This is a genomic window from Rhodococcus oryzae, from assembly GCF_005049235.1.
GTDB classification, from domain to species: Bacteria; Actinomycetota; Actinomycetes; order Mycobacteriales; family Mycobacteriaceae; genus Rhodococcus_G; species Rhodococcus_G oryzae.
The window spans coordinates 66646-82335 of the sequence record NZ_SUMD01000017.1 but is presented as its reverse complement, the minus strand read 5'-3'; the positions used below and the strand labels follow the sequence as shown (position 1 = coordinate 82335).

Here is a 15690-nt window from a genome sequence, read left to right as displayed (position 1 = left end):
AGAGCTGCTGCCGTGGGGCGGTCGGGATCGATGTGGTCATGGGTACAACCTTTTGATGTGAGCGGGACTGCCGCGGCCCGCGGTGTTTGGGGAGGTCACTCGTTCCGTGCGAGTTCAGTCACCATAGATGCCCGGTGTGGCGCCTGTCACCCCCAAGGAACAAGATTCTTCTCGTCTGACTGTTATTCGGGCAACTGATTGGGGTCAGATCGGCTCAATTGTCTAAGTTTGCGGGCGAAATTCTGCTCAAGCCTTGTCTTCGCTCATCCGATCTGGTCATACTGATCCGCACGTCGACCGCCGGGCACCGCGCGGCCGACCTGTTTCCGGGCCCTATGCCGCAGGGCTCCGCACCGTTCGTTCCGTCCGAGTCACCGTTAATTCGCATGAGCCGCAGGCTCTTTCCGATCACGTGACTAGGAACCCCAATGACAGAGACCGCTTCCACAGAACAACCCGCACCCACGCTGCACAAGACCATGCGGTGGTACGACGGCTTCGCGATGTCGCTGACCATGCCCGCCGCGTTGATCGCCTCGCTCGGTGCGTCGATCGTCGGTCTCGGCGGCTGGGGGGCCGTACTCCTGTGGACCATCTCGATGCTGCTGGCGACGGTGGCCAACTGGATCTACACCGAGCTCGCGGCGATGTTCCCGGACACCTCCGGTGGCATCGCCGCGTACGCGGCGGAGGCGTGGAAGGAACGGGCACCGATCGTCGGTCCACTCGCCGCCGTCGGCTACTGGTTCCCCTGGACCACCGCGCTGTCGGTCTACGCAGGCATCATCGGTGCACTCGTGCAGTCCCAGTGGTTCCCTGACCAGGACTGGTCGATCAGTCTCGGGCCGATCGGGCTCGACTTCCCGATCATGGTCGGGCTGATGGTGATCGGAATCCTCTACGTGCTCAACATCGTCGGGGTCCGGATCACGATGACCTTCGTCTACATCACCGGCGGCATCCTGCTGATCCCGCTGGCGGTGTTCATCATCGGGCCGCTGATCACGGGCGGTTTCCACATCTCCGAGCTGACCTGGAATCTGCACGGCATCGAGGGTCTGCGCACCTCCTTGGTCTGGCTGTACGTGATGGCGTGGACCTCGTTCGGCGTCGAGGTCTGCGCGACGTTCGCCCCGGAGTACCGCAATACCGTCTCCGATACGGCCAAGGCCCTCAAGGCCGGCGTGCTCTTCTCGCTCGGTGTCTTCGTGTTGCTGCCGCTCATCCTCACCGGCTACGTCGGCGAGGCCGCGATCGCCGAGGCGCCGACTACGTTCTACGTGTCTGCCTTCCAGGAACTCGTCGGCGGTGCCGCGGACGTCATGGTCCTGTTCCTGATCTGCTCGCTGCTGCTGATCATGGTGACCGGTCTCGCGGATGGTTCGCGTGTGCTCTACAACATGGGCAAGGAGGGCACGAGCATCCGGCAGGTCGGCGTGCTGAACAGCCGAGGCATCCCCGTCCGCGCCCTGACGGTGGCCCTCGTGGTCAACGTGCTCGTCCTGACCGTGTTGAAGACGCCGCTGGCGATCATCGTCACCGGCAACCTCGGCTACATCCTCGCGCACATCTTCGCCCTGTCCGGCTTCTTCCTGCTCCGTAAGGACCACCCGGATCTGGCGCGGCCGATCCGCCTGCCGGCGGTCTTCGTTCCGCTTTCCCTCGCGCTGGCCGCCGTCCTGGTGGTGATCCTGGTCGTGGGCGCCACCGGCTTCGAGGTGACCGGCTACGGCGGCTTCAAGGAACTCGCTGTCGCGCTCGGTGTGTTGGCGCTGGGTGTCGTGCTCTGGCTGTACCGGCGCAAGGTCCAGGACCGCGGCGAGGTGACCGAGCAGGCGGTTTCGTGAACGCCTATGCCCTGCTGGCGGGGGCGATCGCGTGCGAGATCGTCGCCACCCTCTCGCTCAAGGCCGCCGACGGTTTCAGCCGTCCGCTGCCGTCGATCGTGGTCGTCATCGGGTATGCGGCCAGCTTCACGCTGCTCGGGTTCGCGCTGGCCCGCGGGCTCAACGTCGGGGTCGGGTACGCGATCTGGTCCGGCGTGGGAACGACGGTCGTCGCGATCCTCGGCGTGCTCATCTTTCGGGACACGCTCTCGGCCACCGCGATCGGAGGCATCGTCCTGATCGTCGCCGGGGTGGTGCTGCTCAATATCGGCCACGGCGGGAACCCCGAGGAGTCCGCAAGTCCCGGGGGTGCGTCGGTCGGCGCACCCGTCGGGGCGGCCCCGCACGGCGACGCCTGACGCCAGGCCCACGACGCCGTCCCTGCTCGTGCAGGCGTAGCCATACCCACTTCACACAAAGGAACTCACATGTCGCCCATCACTCGTCGCTCGATGCTCGTCGGTTCACTCGGTGTCGCCGCCGCATTCGGTCTCAGCTCCTGCGCGACGTCGTCAGCTCAGTCGTCATCCTCCCCGGGCGCTCGGTACGACGTGATCGTCATCGGAGCCGGGGCGGCGGGGCTGGGGGCAGCCAAGCGGATCCATGAGGCGGGCAAGAAGGTCCTGGTGCTCGAGGCGCGGGACCGAATCGGTGGTCGCGTCTGGACGGATCGAACGACCATGAGCATTCCGTTCGAGCGTGGAGCCGAGCTCCTGCACGGCGGTCCGGACATCTCCACGTGGGCCTACGTGACGGGTCTGGGTCTGGGCACGCACCGCCTCGACCCGAACTACTCCCGCTTCGACCCGCAGTCGCCCTGGGAGGTGCAGGGCTCCGCGCAGTTCTATCGCTTCCCGAACGGGGTCCCCGCCGTCGGTCCAACGGCACCGGCCCCTGCGGACGGCGAGACGGCGGAGACCTACCTCGCCCGCTTGGGCATTCCGCGCTCGAACTACCCGCTCGCGCTGCTCATCATCGAGGTCGACGACGAGCAGTTCGATGTCCTGCCCGCGGAGAACGTCGTCGACACCCTGCAGGAGTGCCTCGATGTCGAGCGGACCGGCGAGGCGCCGGTCGACGACTATGCGGGCGACTTCCGCGTGATCGGCGGCTACGACCAGATCATCCGCGCGATCGGTGAGCGGGTGGAGATCAAGACGAACACCGTCGTCGACACGATCACGCACAGCGCGGGCGGGGTCTCCGTCTCGGCGGGCGGCCGCGACTACGAGGCGGCGCGGTGCGTCGTCGCGGTCCCCGCCGGAGTCCTCAAGGCGGGGAGGATCGAGTTCTCGCCCGCCCTGCCGGACACGAAACTCGATGCGATCGAACAGGTTCGGTACCTGTCCGTGTACAAGGCGATCCTCGAGTTCCCGCGCCCGGTCATCACTATGCCGTTCGGGCTGGCCGAAACGTACTCGTTGCGGCCGCCCGTGCTGTGGGACGCGTCCGCGGGAACCCCGGGGTTCACGGGACAGCTCCTCGTCGCCTGGGCAACCGGTGCTCAGGCCGACGAGTTGCTCGCGCTCCCCGAGCACGAGCGTTTCGACAGGTCACTCGAGACCGTCCGCAGGCTGGGCGGCGATGCAGGCGTGACCTATTCGAAGGCCTCGACCTACGACTGGTCCAAGGACGAGTTCGCGCTCGGCGCCTACCCGGAGAAGTCGGACAAGGTCATCTATGAGCCTGTCAACGGGGTACTGCATTTCGCGGGGATGGTGACGAGCACCGTCCACAGGTCGCTCAACACGGGAACGGACGCCGCAGACGCCGTCCTTCGGTCGCTCTGATCTGTACCGAAACCTATTGACTCAGTTCACCAATCGAGAGGAATACATGTTCACCGAGTTCGTGAAATCCAGCCCCCGCTCGGGCGCCCGACGCGCCCGTCTGGTCAGCGTGAGCGTCGGTGCTGCCGCGGCCGTGGCGATCGGCCTGATGTCGACCGGTGCGGCGCATGCCGACACCTTCGTGCCGCTGCCGGACGGGCAGAAGGCCGGGCCGGGTGCGGTCGTCTCCCGCACCGGCGAGAGCGTCCTGATCTCCCCGTCGCTGGCCGCCAATGGTGCCGGCCGCACCGCGTGGGTCTCGGGCACCGTCAGCGCCGATGTCACCGGTGTCTCCGGTGAGGGCGAGGCGGGTCCGTGGAACGGTGCCACCAACGACAAGGGCACCAACAACTCGTCCACGCACGGGGTCTCGCGGATCAGCACCGGCTACATCGTGGGCTGCCAGGTCGACATCACCGGCCTCGGCGGCTCCATCGGCGCAGGCATCGACCTCTCCGGCCCCTCGATCTCGGGTTCGCTGACCGTCCCGGTCTCCGCCGGTCAGGTCAAGTTCGTCGGTGTCGCGGGCAAGGACATCAAGAAGAACGGCAAGTACGCCGTGCAGTACCAGGACACCCAGCTCGAGATCCAGAACTGCGGCGGGTTCGCCCAGGCCCGCTCCTACACGGTGGTCGAGATCGTCGGCAACGACTACTCCAAGACCACCCTGTACGGCCAGCCCTTCAGCATCGGCTGACCCAGTCCACGCCTGAACTCGATACCTGAACCCTCAGAGGAAAATTCATGAACTCCAGCAAGAACGGCCTGCGTTGCGGGCTGCAGATCTCGGCCGTCGGCGCGGCCACGGCCGTTGCGGTCGGCTTCTTCTCCGCGGGCGCGGCCAACGCCGACACCTTCGTGCCGCTGCCCGGCGGCACCATCACCAAGACCCTCGCCGACGGCACCGTCGTCACCGTCACCATGTCCGGTGAGTCCGCGAACATCTCCGGCTCCATGGGCGCGACCCCGCTGCACCGCAATGTGTGGGTGTCGGGCTCCGCGAAGGTCGAGATCTCCGGTGGTTCCGGCGCCGAGGGCGGTTACATCGAGCCCGGCTACGTCGTGGCCTGCCAGCTCACCCTCGGCGGCGAGGCCGGTGCCGAGTCCGGTATGGGCGCCGGCTGGGACGGCACCGCGGGCGATCCCGAGGCCGCTACCGCGGGCAACGTCTCCATCGGACCCGGCGAGGCCGCGAGCTTCTCGGTCCTCGACCTGGAATACGCCGACGACTTCGGTGGCGAGTCGCACTCCGGCGAGCACTCCTTTGAGGGCGCAACCGGCAGCGTCACCTGGGCCGACTCCACCATGGGCGTCGAGGGCTGCGCCGGCTACGCGCAGGCCCGCTCCTACGTCAACGTCACCGTCGACACCGAGAACGTCAAGGGCACCGTCACCCTCTGGGGCCAGCCCTTCAGCATCGGCTGACCGCGGTACGTCGGGCCTGCCCTCGCACCTCCGGAACCCCGGAGGTGCGAGGGTCGGGTCGTGATTCACCATCCCTGAAGCGGAGGTTCGTGCACCGCGGGTAACTTCGATCGACATGACGGACGATCCGATCGACCCCCGGCTCCAGGAGATCGCGGAGCGGGTCTTCGACGCGGCAAGGACGGGTGACGCCGCGACCATCGCCGCCTACCTCGACGCGGGTGTCCCGGTGAACCTCACCAACGGCGCCGGCGACACATTGGTGATGCTCGCCGCGTACCACGGGCACGTCGAGGTGGTGCAGCTGCTGATCGACCGGGGCGCGGATGTCGATCGCCTCAACGGTCGCGGTCAGTCGCCGGTCGCGGGCGCCATCTTCAAGGGCGAGGAGGCTGTGGTGCGTGCACTTGCCGCAGCCGGGGCCGATCCGAATGCCGGCCACCCGACCGCGGTCGACGCGGCCAAGATGTTCGGCCGGGAGGACTACCTGGAGCTGTGGCACTCGTAGCCGGTCAGTCGAGGTCGACGCCGAGCCGGTCGGCGAGCTCGCGCAGTTTCTGTATGTCGTCGATTCCGACCGCGACATAGGCGTGAAGGCCGTCCGGGTCCTCGCGGAGCAGGTACTCGTAGTCGCTGGTGGTCAGCGTCTCGCCTGCGGAGTCCAGAAAGCTCCATCGCACCCGGACCCGGACCAGCCGGTCGGTGAGCGCGACCGATTCGAGGATCTGGTGGGTGACCCCGGCGAGTCCCAGCTGCCGGTACAACGGGTAGGACTGGCTGAGGCCGGCCGCCATGTCCGCCCGGCTCGACAGTGACCCGGCGAACTCGTCGTTGACGATGGTGCCCGGCAGGCCCCACAGGGCCGTCGCCGCGTCGGCATCGAACTCGGCCAGTGAGTTCCCGTAGGCGGTGAGGTAGCGGTCGATGGTGTCCCGATCCAGTGCCATCGCTTCACGATAGGACGATCGAACCGATCGGCACACCGCCGACCCGGCGGCCGGGATCGGTCTGTTGTCGTGGGGTTTGCCGAACTCCTCGATCACATCGAGTGTTCGGTGCGCTCAGCCCTGCACGCCGCGGACCGACTGCCAGATCCGTTCGGGCAGTATCTTCGCCGCCTCGTCCAGGTCGATGCCCGGCGCCGCCGACAGCCAGCGCCTGCTGGTCTCCGCGACCGGTCCGATCACCAGCATCTCGATCAGGGCGGGGGACAGCGCGACCACCCGGCCCGCCTCGACGTGCGGGGTCATCCAGTCGGACATCGCCTGCATGCGGGGCGCCTTCTCGGCTGCGAGCTCCTCGGCGTGCGCGGGCAGGAAGCCCGAGTAGGCCGAGGCGTGGATGAAGTGTGCCTGGGCGCGGTGCCGCGCCACCCAGCGAAGGTAGGCAGCGGCCATCGCCTTGACCCCCGTCCGCGCGGTCCGGCAGCGCACCAACTCGGCGATCAGCGAGTCCAGCAGATCGGACATGCACCGGCTGTACAGCGCCGCGGACAGGCCGTCGAAGCTGCCGAAGTGGTGGTAGAGGCTGCCGACGCTGACCCCGCTCGCCTCGGTCACCGCGGTCATGGTGAACCCGGAGGGCCCGGACCGTGCGAACACCGCCAGCGCCCCGTCGAGGAGCCGCTGCCTGGTCTCGGTGCCCCGATTCTGCGTGCCGATGTTCACCTCCAGGGCCCACGGGCATGCCATTGACAGGCCGCCGCGCATTGACAACACTTTCTAGAAAAGCTCTCTAATTTTAGCGGAGGGATCTGCGCATGCGCGAGTTCGAGCTTCCAGCGACGTTCACCATCCCGGCGGATGTGTCGATGGCGGACACGGTATTCCGGTACGCGCAGGACTCACCGGACTTCGTCCCGTTCCAGCTGCCGTCCGGGTCGGGCTGGTCCGACGTCACCGCCGCCCGGTTCGCCGAGAGCGTCACCGCGGTGGCGAAGGGCCTGATCGCCTCCGGGGTCGCACCGGGGGACCGGGTCGCGATCATGTCGGCGACCAGGTACGAGTGGGTCCTGCTCGACTACGCCATCTGGACCGCGGGTGCCTGCACGGTGGCGATCTACGAGACTTCGGCTGCGGCACAGGCGAAGTGGATCCTCGAGGATTCGGGGACCACGCTGCTGATCGTCGAGGCGCAGCGGCACGCCGACACGGTCCGCGAGGTGGCGGCCACCGCGCCCGCGCTGCGCGAGACGCTGCAGATCGACGAGGGCGCGGTCGATGAGCTGATTCGCCGCGGCGCGGGGGTGGACGACGCGGAGCTGCGCGCCCGGCGCTCCGCGGTGGGGGCCAGCTCGCCGGCCACGCTCATCTACACCTCCGGCACCACCGGTCGCCCGAAGGGCGTGCAGCTGACTCACGCGAACCTGTTCGCAGAGTCGGTGGCCGTGCGCACCGCGCTGAGCGAGGCTCTCGTCGAGGGCAAGCGGACACTGATGTTCCTGCCGCTGGCGCACGTATTCGCCCGCGCCATCTCGGTGGGTGCTTTCGACGCCAAGGTCACCGTCGCGCACACCTCGGACTGGACGACGCTGGTCGACCAGTTCGCCGCGTTCAAACCGAATTTCATCCTTTCCGTGCCGCGGGTGTTCGAGAAGGTCTACAACGCGTCCCGGCAGAAGGCCGTCGACGGCGGCAAGGCCAAGATCTTCGACAAGGCGGCGGCGACCGCGATCGAGTGGAGCCGGGCCAGGGACGAGGGCGGACCGGGCCTGGGGCTTCGGCTGCGGCACGCACTGTTCGACCGGCTGGTCTACGGGAAGCTGCGGGCGGCGCTCGGTGGCGAGTGCGACCTCGCAGTCTCCGGCGGTGGCCCGCTCGGCGCCCGGCTCGGGCACTTCTTCCGCGGTGTCGGGCTGCCGATCTACGAGGGGTACGGCCTCACCGAGACCACCGCAGCGGTCACCGTGAACACCTCGTCCCGCCAGCGGGTCGGTACCGTGGGCCGCCCGCTTGATGGACACGGGGCGCGGATCGCCGACGACGGCGAGCTATTGGTGCGCGGCCCGGTGGTGTTCGACGGGTACTGGCACAACGAGGAGGCCACCGCGGATGCCTTCGTCGACGGCTGGTTCCGCACCGGCGATCTCGGGACGATCGACGAGGCCGGGTTCGTCACCATCACCGGCCGCAAGAAGGAGATCATCGTGACCGCGGCGGGCAAGAACGTCTCCCCGTCGCAGCCCGAGGACGCGCTGCGGGCGCACCCGCTGATCGGTCAGTGCATGGTCGTGGGTGACGCGAAACCCTTTGTCGGGGCGCTGATCACGATCGACCCGGAAGCACTGCCCGGATGGCGGGAGCGCAACGGGGTGGCCGCCGACGTGCCGCTCGTGGAGCTGATCGGTCACCCGGCGCTCGTCGCGGAGATCGATGCCGCGGTTGCGGAGACCAATGCGCAGGTGTCCTCGGCCGAGCAGATCAAGAAGGTCCGGATCCTGGCCGTCGACTGGACGCAGGAGACCGGCGAGCTGACCCCGAAGATGTCGCTCAAGCGCAACGTGGTCCTCGAGCGCCACGCGGTCGACGTCGAGGAGATCTACGCCTGACGGTCAGCGGGCGCCGGTCACCAGGTCGCGCTCGGCGTCCGCGCGGAGGTCGTACTCGGCACGGGCCTTCGCGACCTCGTCCTGATGCAGTTCGGTCCAGCTGACCAATGCCTGGATCGTCTCGTGCAGCGTCTCGCCGAGCGGGGTGAGCGCGTAGTCGACCCGGGGCGGCACCACGGGGTAGACGGTGCGGCGGACCAGCCCGTCGCGTTCGAGTTGTCGCAGCGTGACGGTCAGCATCCGCTGGCTGATGCCGTCGATCTCCCGGCGTAGCTCGGTGAAGCGCAGGGTTCGCCGGTCCAGCAGCGCGATCACCAACAGCGACCATTTGTCCGCGATCCGGTCCAGGATCTGCCGGACCTCGCAGTCCTCCCTGGTGTCCCACTGGTAAGGGTCCCGGTCGTCGCCGGTATCGGCGCAGTGAGTCGGTTCCTTCAAAGTGCCTTCTTCCATAGTTCTCAATGGTGCCGAATGATTGGGCCAGTTACAAGAGGGAACCGACCCAACGGCAAGGAACCGGGGTCGATCGGTTCCCGATGGCCGATCGGAGGAGCGATCAGTGTTGGAATCACCGCAACCACCCCTGCCCGAGCGAGATCGCGACCGGTTCGCCGGTCGGGAGTGGGCCATGCTCCTCGTGCTGTGCGGCGCGATCTTCCTCGAGGGCGTCGACGTGTCGATGTTCGGCGTGGCGCTGCCCTCGATCCGGGCCGACCTGTCGATGTCCACCGCCGAACTGCAGTGGGTGATCAGCGCCTATGTGCTCGGCTACGGCGGCTTCATGCTGCTCGGCGGCCGGGCGGCCGACCTGCTCGGCAGGCGCCGGATGTTCCTGCTGTGGCTCGCAGTGTTCATCGCCTTCTCCGGTCTCGGGGGGCTCGCCTCCGAGGGCTGGGTCCTGATCGCCGCCCGCTTCGTGACCGGGGTGGCGGCCGGCTTCATGGCGCCTGCGGGGCTGTCGATCATCACCACGACGATCGCCGAGGGGCGCAAGCGCAACCAGGCGCTGCTGGTCTACGCGGGGTCGGGTGCGGCGGGGTTCTCGCTTGGCCTCGTGGTCGGCGGTGTGCTCGCCGAGTTCTCTTGGCGCTGGGTCTTTTTCGCCCCGGTGATTCTCGCGACGCTGATCCTGCTCGCCGGCATCCGGCTGATCCCGGTGCAGGCGCGTCCGGTCGCCCGGTCGATGCGAGACTTCGACCTGATAGGCGCGTTCAGCGTCACCGGCGCGATGCTGCTGCTGGTCTACGGCGTCGTCCGGGCGCCCGACGTCCCTTTGGGCGCCACGGTCGCAGTTCTGGCAGGCAGCGCCGCATTGCTGGCGCTGTTCGTCGCGGTGGAGCGCCGGGTCCCCGCGCCACTGGTACGCCTGGGCATCCTGCGTTCGGGGCCGTTGATCCGCGCGAACCTGGGCGCGGTCCTGTTCGCCGGTGCTTTCGTCGGATTCCAGTTCGTCCTGGTTCTGTACCTGCAGGAACTGCGCGGATGGTCGGCGCTGGCGACCGGGCTGGCCATGCTCGCGTTGGCGGGCGACGCGGTGCTCGCGCCGACGCTGACACCGTGGCTGGTGAACAGGTTCGGGAACGTCAGGGTGATCTTCGCGGGCCTGCTGGCTGCTGGGGTGTCGTACGCCTCCTTCCTGTGGATCGGCGCCGACACGGCCTATGCCGCGATGCTGCCCGCGATGATCCTGCTCGGTGTCGCGTTCGCCCTGGTGTACGGGCCGTTGACGATCGCAGGGACCGACGGGATCGCCGAGGACGAGCAGGGCCTGGCAGGCGCGCTGCTCTACACCTCCTGGCAGCTCGGCTCGGCGCTCGGGCTGGCGGTGGTCACGGCGGTGCAGGTCACCACGCTCGCCGGTGATCCTTCGGAGGTCGGCCTGCTCGACAGTTACCGTGCCGCGCTGACGGTTCCGGTGCTCGCCATCGCCGCGGCGGCCGTCATCACCGCGTTCGGACTTCGGACCCGCGCCGAGGCGCGCACGGCGGAAAGCCTGCCGGTCGCGGCCTGACCCCGCACGCCCTCCGGGCGTCCCGCGCGCTACCCGGCGCGCGGGACGCTTCCGCGCGCCAGGGGAGATGCGCTGTTCAGCGACTCACGCGGCGCTCTGGAAGATGCCGGGGGGCTCGCAGACGTCCGGCGGCACCTGGTCCCTCCGTTCTTGGAGGTCATCGCCGCGTTCCATTTGTTCTCGCTCCCGGTCGCGCCATGTGTCGTCGTCCCGGTCCATATCCCCGTCGTCGAAGGGTGAGCTCGCGTTCCCGGGCTGCACCTGACACGGGACCGGGTCCTGCGCGGCCGCGTTCGTTCCCGCCCGGTCGTCTCCGTAGCCGCCGAAGAGCACGGCGGCCGCGGCAAGGGATCCGAACATCCAGGTGATCGCGAGTTTCACTGCCTCGTCCTTCCTGTCATGGAAGGAGGGTCGACGCGATGTGGGCACAACGTTGCTCCGGCGACGAAGTCGATCGTCGTCGCCCAGCCTTCCGGCAGGCTTCCGTCATGCTCGCGACCTGGCAGTGCCATCGGTCTTCGCGATCGCCCGCTCACCCACCGGTGGTGGTGGCCGTGGACATGGCGCGCCTCGAATAACCGTGTTCAGGTGTAACCAGGTGGCGCCAGGAGATATTCCCGACCTGGGCAGCCGATTCAAGAACTGGGGCAAAGGAAACGGTTCAGCGCGGAAACGATCTCGCCTGTTACGGTCGTTGCGGCAGAGTCGGTGTCGACGGCTGTGGATGCGCGTACGCCTGTGGGGGGCAAGATGATCAGTCGGATTGCATTGGGGACCGCGTGTGCATGCGCGTTGGTGCTGGGGAATGCCGCGGTCGCCGGAGCGTCGCCGGTAGGCGTGACCGTCCTTCCGCCTCCGTCCGGTCAATCTCCTGTGGGCACCACGGTGATGCATCTCATCGACGAGTCGCGGCAGGATCCGTTTCAGCCCGATCGTCGACGTGAGTTGATGGTGTCGGTGTTCTACCCGGCGGCCGATACCGACAAGCACCCGCGCGCGCACTATGTGTCCACCGACGTGATTCCGGGACTGGAGAAGCGGTTCGGCATCGAGTTGCTCGGATTGTTGACCAATTCCTACACGGACGCACCGGCATTGGCCGACGGCGAACACCCCGTCCTCCTGTATTCGCCGGGCGGGGGAGTTTCGCGCCTGCTCGGGACCGGCCTGGCCGAGGACCTGGCCAGCAGGGGGTACGTGGTCGTGACCATCGACCACACCTACGAGGCTCCAGCCGTGGAATTCCCCGGCGGGAGGCTCGTCCAGGCCGCGCCAGTCGAGGGTGGCATCGGGAAGGACATCCGGCAGAAGTTCATGACCGCCAGGCTGCTCGACACGCAATTCGTCCTCGACTCGCTCGCCCAGTTGGCCGGCGGAGTGAACCCCGACGCCGACCACCGCGAACCGCCTGCCGGCCTTGATCGCGCGCTCGATCTGGATCAGGTCGGGATGGTCGGCCACTCCTCGGGCGGGTACACGGCGGTCGAGGCGATGCACGGCGACCGCCGCATCGACGCTGCCGTCGATCTCGACGGTCAGATCGGCGTCGACGAGCAGTTCGGACGCGCCGCCACCGAGGGTGTCGACCGTCCGGTGCTGGTCATCACGAGCCAGCAGATCGAAGAGGTCGGGGACGCCAGGCCGTCGCTGGATGCGTTCTGGCAGCACGCCACGGGCTGGAAGCGTCAAGTGACGATGCGGGATTCAGCGCACTACGACTTCACCGACATGTCCGTGCTGGTGCCCGCGGCGGTACAGCCTGCCGCCGCGCGCTACATCGGGCCGATTGCGGCCGCGCGCTCCACCACACTCGTCCGCACGTACGTCACGGCCATGTTCGACAAGTTCCTGCGCAACCGGTCGGGCACTGTTCTCGATCGACCGCCCACGGATCCGGAGATCGCGGTCCTGCGCTGATACTCCGCGCAGGACCGTGTACCGGTGCGGTGCTACAGCTTCGACGACCGCAGCTCGTGGCCCTTCGACGTCTTGCAGCGCCCGGTCTCGAGGTCCCACTGCCAGCCGTGGAGGTTGCAGGTGAGGTTGGTGCCCTCGACGACGCCGAACTTGGACAGGTCCGCCTTGAGGTGCGGGCAACGCCGCTGGATCTCGTAGCCGCCGACCTCGATCGACGCGGAGTCGTCGTGCGCCTCGGAGAACCAGCCGTCGGCGTACGCGATCCGCTCGTCGGTCAGGCACTTGAAGAAGGTGTAGAGGAACTCGTTGTAGCCACCGACCCGCCACGCCTGGAACCGGGTGGACAGGAAGATGGTGTTCACCCAGTCGGGCTCGTCGTCGCGCAGGACCGTGCGCACCAGCTCGGGGGCGATGCGGAAGCCGTAGCGGTACTTGCCCTCGCCCTCGATCGGCTCGCGCACCGTGCGATTCGGGAAGTCGAGGACGACGGTCTCCTCGCCCATCACCAGACCGACCGGGTAGCCGATGCCGTCGCAGATCAGATCGGACTGGGCCATGATCGGCTCGAACTTCGCCCGCAGCGGTCCGAGCAGCGGCTCGCCCTCGGCGGGCGCCCAGGACGCCTTCTCCGCAGCGAGGACCGGGGCCATCCGCTGCACCATGTCCTCGATGTAGGCGGCCTTGTCGCTGAAGATCTTGTCGACCTCGGCATCCGGGATCGGGTGCGTCAGAGTCAGTTCGGCGCCGTGGACGTCCACCGTCGAGCCGGGGATCATCAGCACGCCGCCGTCGTTGCCGTGGATGCGCATCTGCTCGAGGAAGACGATCTGGTCCGGGAAGATGTTGCCCTCGTCGCCGCGATCGTCGTTGAGGTAGCGCAGTTCCTCGTCCAGGAACACCGGGGGACCGGCCGAGGGCACCACCCAAGTGGCCCCGACCTGCTCGATGTAGCTGCGGCAGCGGTCCATGCCACGCTGGCGCTTCTGCTTGCCGAAGTTCGACTTGGTGCGCGAGGGGATGTCGTAGACCATCGGGTACCAGATCGCGCCCGAGTACTGCAGCAGGTGGATGTCGATCTTGCCGAACTGCTCGTGCAGCACGTCCATGTCGACCGGGCGTGCGTCGTTCATGTTGAAGCAGGTGGTCTCGCCGTCGGAGATGACAAGGCCGGAGTCGCCGATCGGGCCGTCCGCGGGGGCGCGCAGCGCGATGATCATCACATCGAGGTCGCCCACCCTGTGCTTGACCGAGTCCTCGGTCTCGAAGAACTTGGTGAAGCCCAGCTTCTCCAGCTCGCGCTTGAGGTCCGGCACCGGGTAGTCGGGCAGCAGCACCGTCGCGTCCTTGTTGACGTGCTTGGTGAGCGTCTCCGGGTCGAAGTGGTCCTTGTGCAGGTGCGAGACGTAGAGGTAGTCGCAGTTGCCGAGGGCATCCCAGTCCAGCCCGGTGTTGTCCGGGAACGGGAACCACGACGCGAAGTACGCGGGGTTCACCCAGGGGTCGCACAGGATCGATCCGGCCTTGGTCTGGATGTGGAATCCGGCGTGTCCGACGCTGGTGACCTGCACTGGTAGTCCTCCTGGGGGTTTACGACGCCTCCAGGGTAGGCGGCCGAGAGGCCGCCCGGCACCTCGCGTGGCGTCGGCCACTCCAAGTAGGGACCAAGGTCCTTGCTTCGGCGAGCGCGTCCGGCACGTCCGTACGGTGGATGCGGTGAATGCCCGGAACAGTCCTCGCCCCCCGGTCCGTCACCAGCACGCGGCGGAGCGACGATCGGGACGACACCGTTCACAGCGGCGGCGCCAGCGGGGCGGGCGGGTGCGGCTGCTGTCGGCCTCGTTGTCCGCGATGGTGCTCGGCGGCGTCGGCCTCGGCTGGGCGGCACAGTCGCACCTGACCGCGGGGCTGCAGTTCTCGGACGCGCTCGACGCGCTCGCGGGGGCAGGCCCGAAATCCCGGCACGGCGACGCGAACATCCTGTTGATCGGGTTGGACAGCCGCAAGGCGATGGACGGCAGCGACCTGCCCGCACAGTTCGTCACCGACGAGCTGCACGCGGGGGACAGCGGCGTCGGTGGGTACAACACGAACACCCTGATCCTGCTGCACGTCCCGGGCGACGGCAGCCGGGCGACGGCGGCCGCGATCCCGCGCGATGACTACGTGAGCGTCCCCGGATACGGGATGCGCAAGATCAAGGAGGCCTACGGTCTCGCCAAGGCCGACGAGGACAGCCGGCTGGCCGAGGCCGGTGTCGATGACGCCGAGGCGCGGGAACGGCAGTCGCGCGATGCGGGTCGCCGCTCGACGCTCGCGACGGTGCAGAACCTGCTTCAGGTGCCCATCGACCACTTCGCCGAGGTGAACATGCTCGGCTTCTACCACCTGGCGCAGGCGGTCGGTCCCGTCAAGGTCTGCCTGAACAACGCCGTGCAGGACGACTTCTCCGGGGCCGACTTCAAGGCCGGTCAGCAGTCACTCGACCCGGCGCAGGCGCTGGCGTTCGTGCGTCAGCGGCACGGTCTCGACAACGGGGACCTGGACCGCACGCACCGCCAGCAGGCGTTCATCGCCGGGGTGATCGCAAACCTCAAGAGCAGTGGCGTCATCGGCAACATCGGCAAGATGCAGGCGCTGGTCGACATCGTCAAGAAGGACGTCGTCATCGATTCGGGGATGGACCCGGTGTCCTTCGCCTCCCAGGCCGACAATCTGACCTCCGGCAACCTGGACTTCTTCACGCTGCCGATCGAGGAGTACGCCACGGTCGACGGGCAGTCCGTGAACCGGGTCGACCCGGACCGGCTGCGGGCGGAGATCGCGGCGCTGTTCGGAAGCGGTCGGTCCGCGGTCGTGCAGGGCGGCAGGCAGGCGCCGAGTCTCCCGGACCGCGACGAGCCCGCGCGGGGCGCGGCGCCGGACCAGGGCACGCGCGCCTTCGCGGGCGACGTGCCCTCCTCGGGGCCGCAGGGCGGGGCCGTACGGGCGGACGACGGCATCCCCTGCGTCGACTGACCCGACCCGGGTGTGTCGACTGACCCGACCCGGGTGTGGTGAGTCCGCCCCGCTCTCGTC

15 protein-coding genes are annotated in these 15690 nt (G+C 68.1%); 10 read left to right on the top strand and 5 right to left on the bottom strand.

The annotated features are described in order from the left end of the window. The first annotated feature begins 428 nt into the window (after positions 1–428). The 6 genes from FCG67_RS24065 (at position 429) to FCG67_RS24040 (ending at position 5648) form a co-directional block, all read left to right on the top strand. Positions 429–1847: an APC family permease gene (locus FCG67_RS24065; protein ID WP_136912083.1), complete on the top strand. Its 1419-nt coding sequence runs from the start codon at positions 429–431 to the stop codon at positions 1845–1847. Then, positions 1844–2245 carry a DMT family transporter gene (locus FCG67_RS24060; protein ID WP_246045258.1) on the top strand — a complete coding sequence of 134 codons (402 nt, stop codon included), beginning with the start codon at positions 1844–1846 and terminating at the stop codon, positions 2243–2245. The genes FCG67_RS24065 and FCG67_RS24060 overlap by 4 nt, the downstream gene beginning before the upstream one ends. 69 nt (positions 2246–2314) lie before the next feature. After that, positions 2315–3676, top strand: a complete 1362-nt coding sequence (locus tag FCG67_RS24055) for a flavin monoamine oxidase family protein (RefSeq protein WP_136912082.1) — start codon at positions 2315–2317, stop codon at positions 3674–3676. A gap of 46 nt (positions 3677–3722) precedes the next feature. Beyond that, positions 3723–4412, top strand: coding sequence for an MspA family porin (locus tag FCG67_RS24050; RefSeq protein WP_136912081.1), 690 nt, complete (start codon positions 3723–3725; stop codon positions 4410–4412). Between the two features lie 47 nt (positions 4413–4459). Continuing rightward, complete coding sequence (locus FCG67_RS24045) at positions 4460–5140, top strand: MspA family porin (protein WP_136912080.1); 681 nt, start codon at positions 4460–4462, stop codon at positions 5138–5140. A 115-nt stretch (positions 5141–5255) separates the two neighbouring features. Continuing rightward, positions 5256–5648 carry an ankyrin repeat domain-containing protein gene (locus tag FCG67_RS24040; protein WP_136912079.1) on the top strand — a complete coding sequence of 131 codons (393 nt, stop codon included), beginning with the start codon at positions 5256–5258 and terminating at the stop codon, positions 5646–5648. 4 nt (positions 5649–5652) lie between these two features. On the opposite strand, the gene FCG67_RS24035 is transcribed toward FCG67_RS24040, so the two are convergent. Next, the gene (locus FCG67_RS24035) at positions 5653–6087 is read right to left on the bottom strand and encodes a hypothetical protein (protein ID WP_136912078.1); all 435 of its coding nucleotides are present in this window, start codon (positions 6085–6087) and stop codon (positions 5653–5655) included. 114 nt (positions 6088–6201) lie between these two features. After that, positions 6202–6831 (bottom strand): TetR/AcrR family transcriptional regulator, encoded by a 630-nt coding sequence (locus FCG67_RS24030; protein WP_136912077.1) that lies wholly within the window; start codon positions 6829–6831, stop codon positions 6202–6204. A gap of 68 nt (positions 6832–6899) precedes the next feature. On the opposite strand from FCG67_RS24030, the gene FCG67_RS24025 reads away from it, so the two are divergent. Then, a complete protein-coding gene (locus FCG67_RS24025; protein ID WP_136912076.1) occupies positions 6900–8687 on the top strand; it encodes an AMP-dependent synthetase/ligase in 1788 nt (595 codons plus the stop codon). Positions 8688–8690: 3 nt separating this feature from the next. On the opposite strand, the gene FCG67_RS24020 is transcribed toward FCG67_RS24025, so the two are convergent. Then, positions 8691–9140 (bottom strand): winged helix-turn-helix transcriptional regulator, encoded by a 450-nt coding sequence (locus tag FCG67_RS24020; RefSeq protein ID WP_077043242.1) that lies wholly within the window; start codon positions 9138–9140, stop codon positions 8691–8693. Positions 9141–9246: 106 nt separating this feature from the next. Here FCG67_RS24020 and FCG67_RS24015 point away from each other — a divergent pair, with 106 nt between their 5' ends. Then, positions 9247–10698 (top strand): MFS transporter, encoded by a 1452-nt coding sequence (locus tag FCG67_RS24015; RefSeq protein ID WP_246045257.1) that lies wholly within the window; start codon positions 9247–9249, stop codon positions 10696–10698. Positions 10699–10782: 84 nt separating this feature from the next. Here FCG67_RS24015 and FCG67_RS24010 read toward each other — a convergent pair whose 3' ends face one another. Continuing rightward, on the bottom strand, positions 10783–11079 hold the full coding sequence (locus FCG67_RS24010; RefSeq protein WP_136912075.1) for a hypothetical protein: 297 nt from the start codon (positions 11077–11079) through the stop codon (positions 10783–10785). 492 nt (positions 11080–11571) lie between these two features. Here FCG67_RS24010 and FCG67_RS24005 point away from each other — a divergent pair, with 492 nt between their 5' ends. Continuing rightward, positions 11572–12615, top strand: coding sequence for an alpha/beta hydrolase family protein (locus FCG67_RS24005; RefSeq protein WP_169310607.1), 1044 nt, complete (start codon positions 11572–11574; stop codon positions 12613–12615). A 32-nt stretch (positions 12616–12647) separates the two neighbouring features. On the opposite strand, the gene FCG67_RS24000 is transcribed toward FCG67_RS24005, so the two are convergent. After that, positions 12648–14183 carry an MBL fold metallo-hydrolase gene (locus FCG67_RS24000; RefSeq protein WP_136912073.1) on the bottom strand — a complete coding sequence of 512 codons (1536 nt, stop codon included), beginning with the start codon at positions 14181–14183 and terminating at the stop codon, positions 12648–12650. Positions 14184–14433: 250 nt separating this feature from the next. Here FCG67_RS24000 and FCG67_RS23995 point away from each other — a divergent pair, with 250 nt between their 5' ends. Further along, positions 14434–15630: an LCP family protein gene (locus FCG67_RS23995; RefSeq protein ID WP_246045256.1), complete on the top strand. Its 1197-nt coding sequence runs from the start codon at positions 14434–14436 to the stop codon at positions 15628–15630. Positions 15631–15690 lie beyond the last annotated feature (60 nt).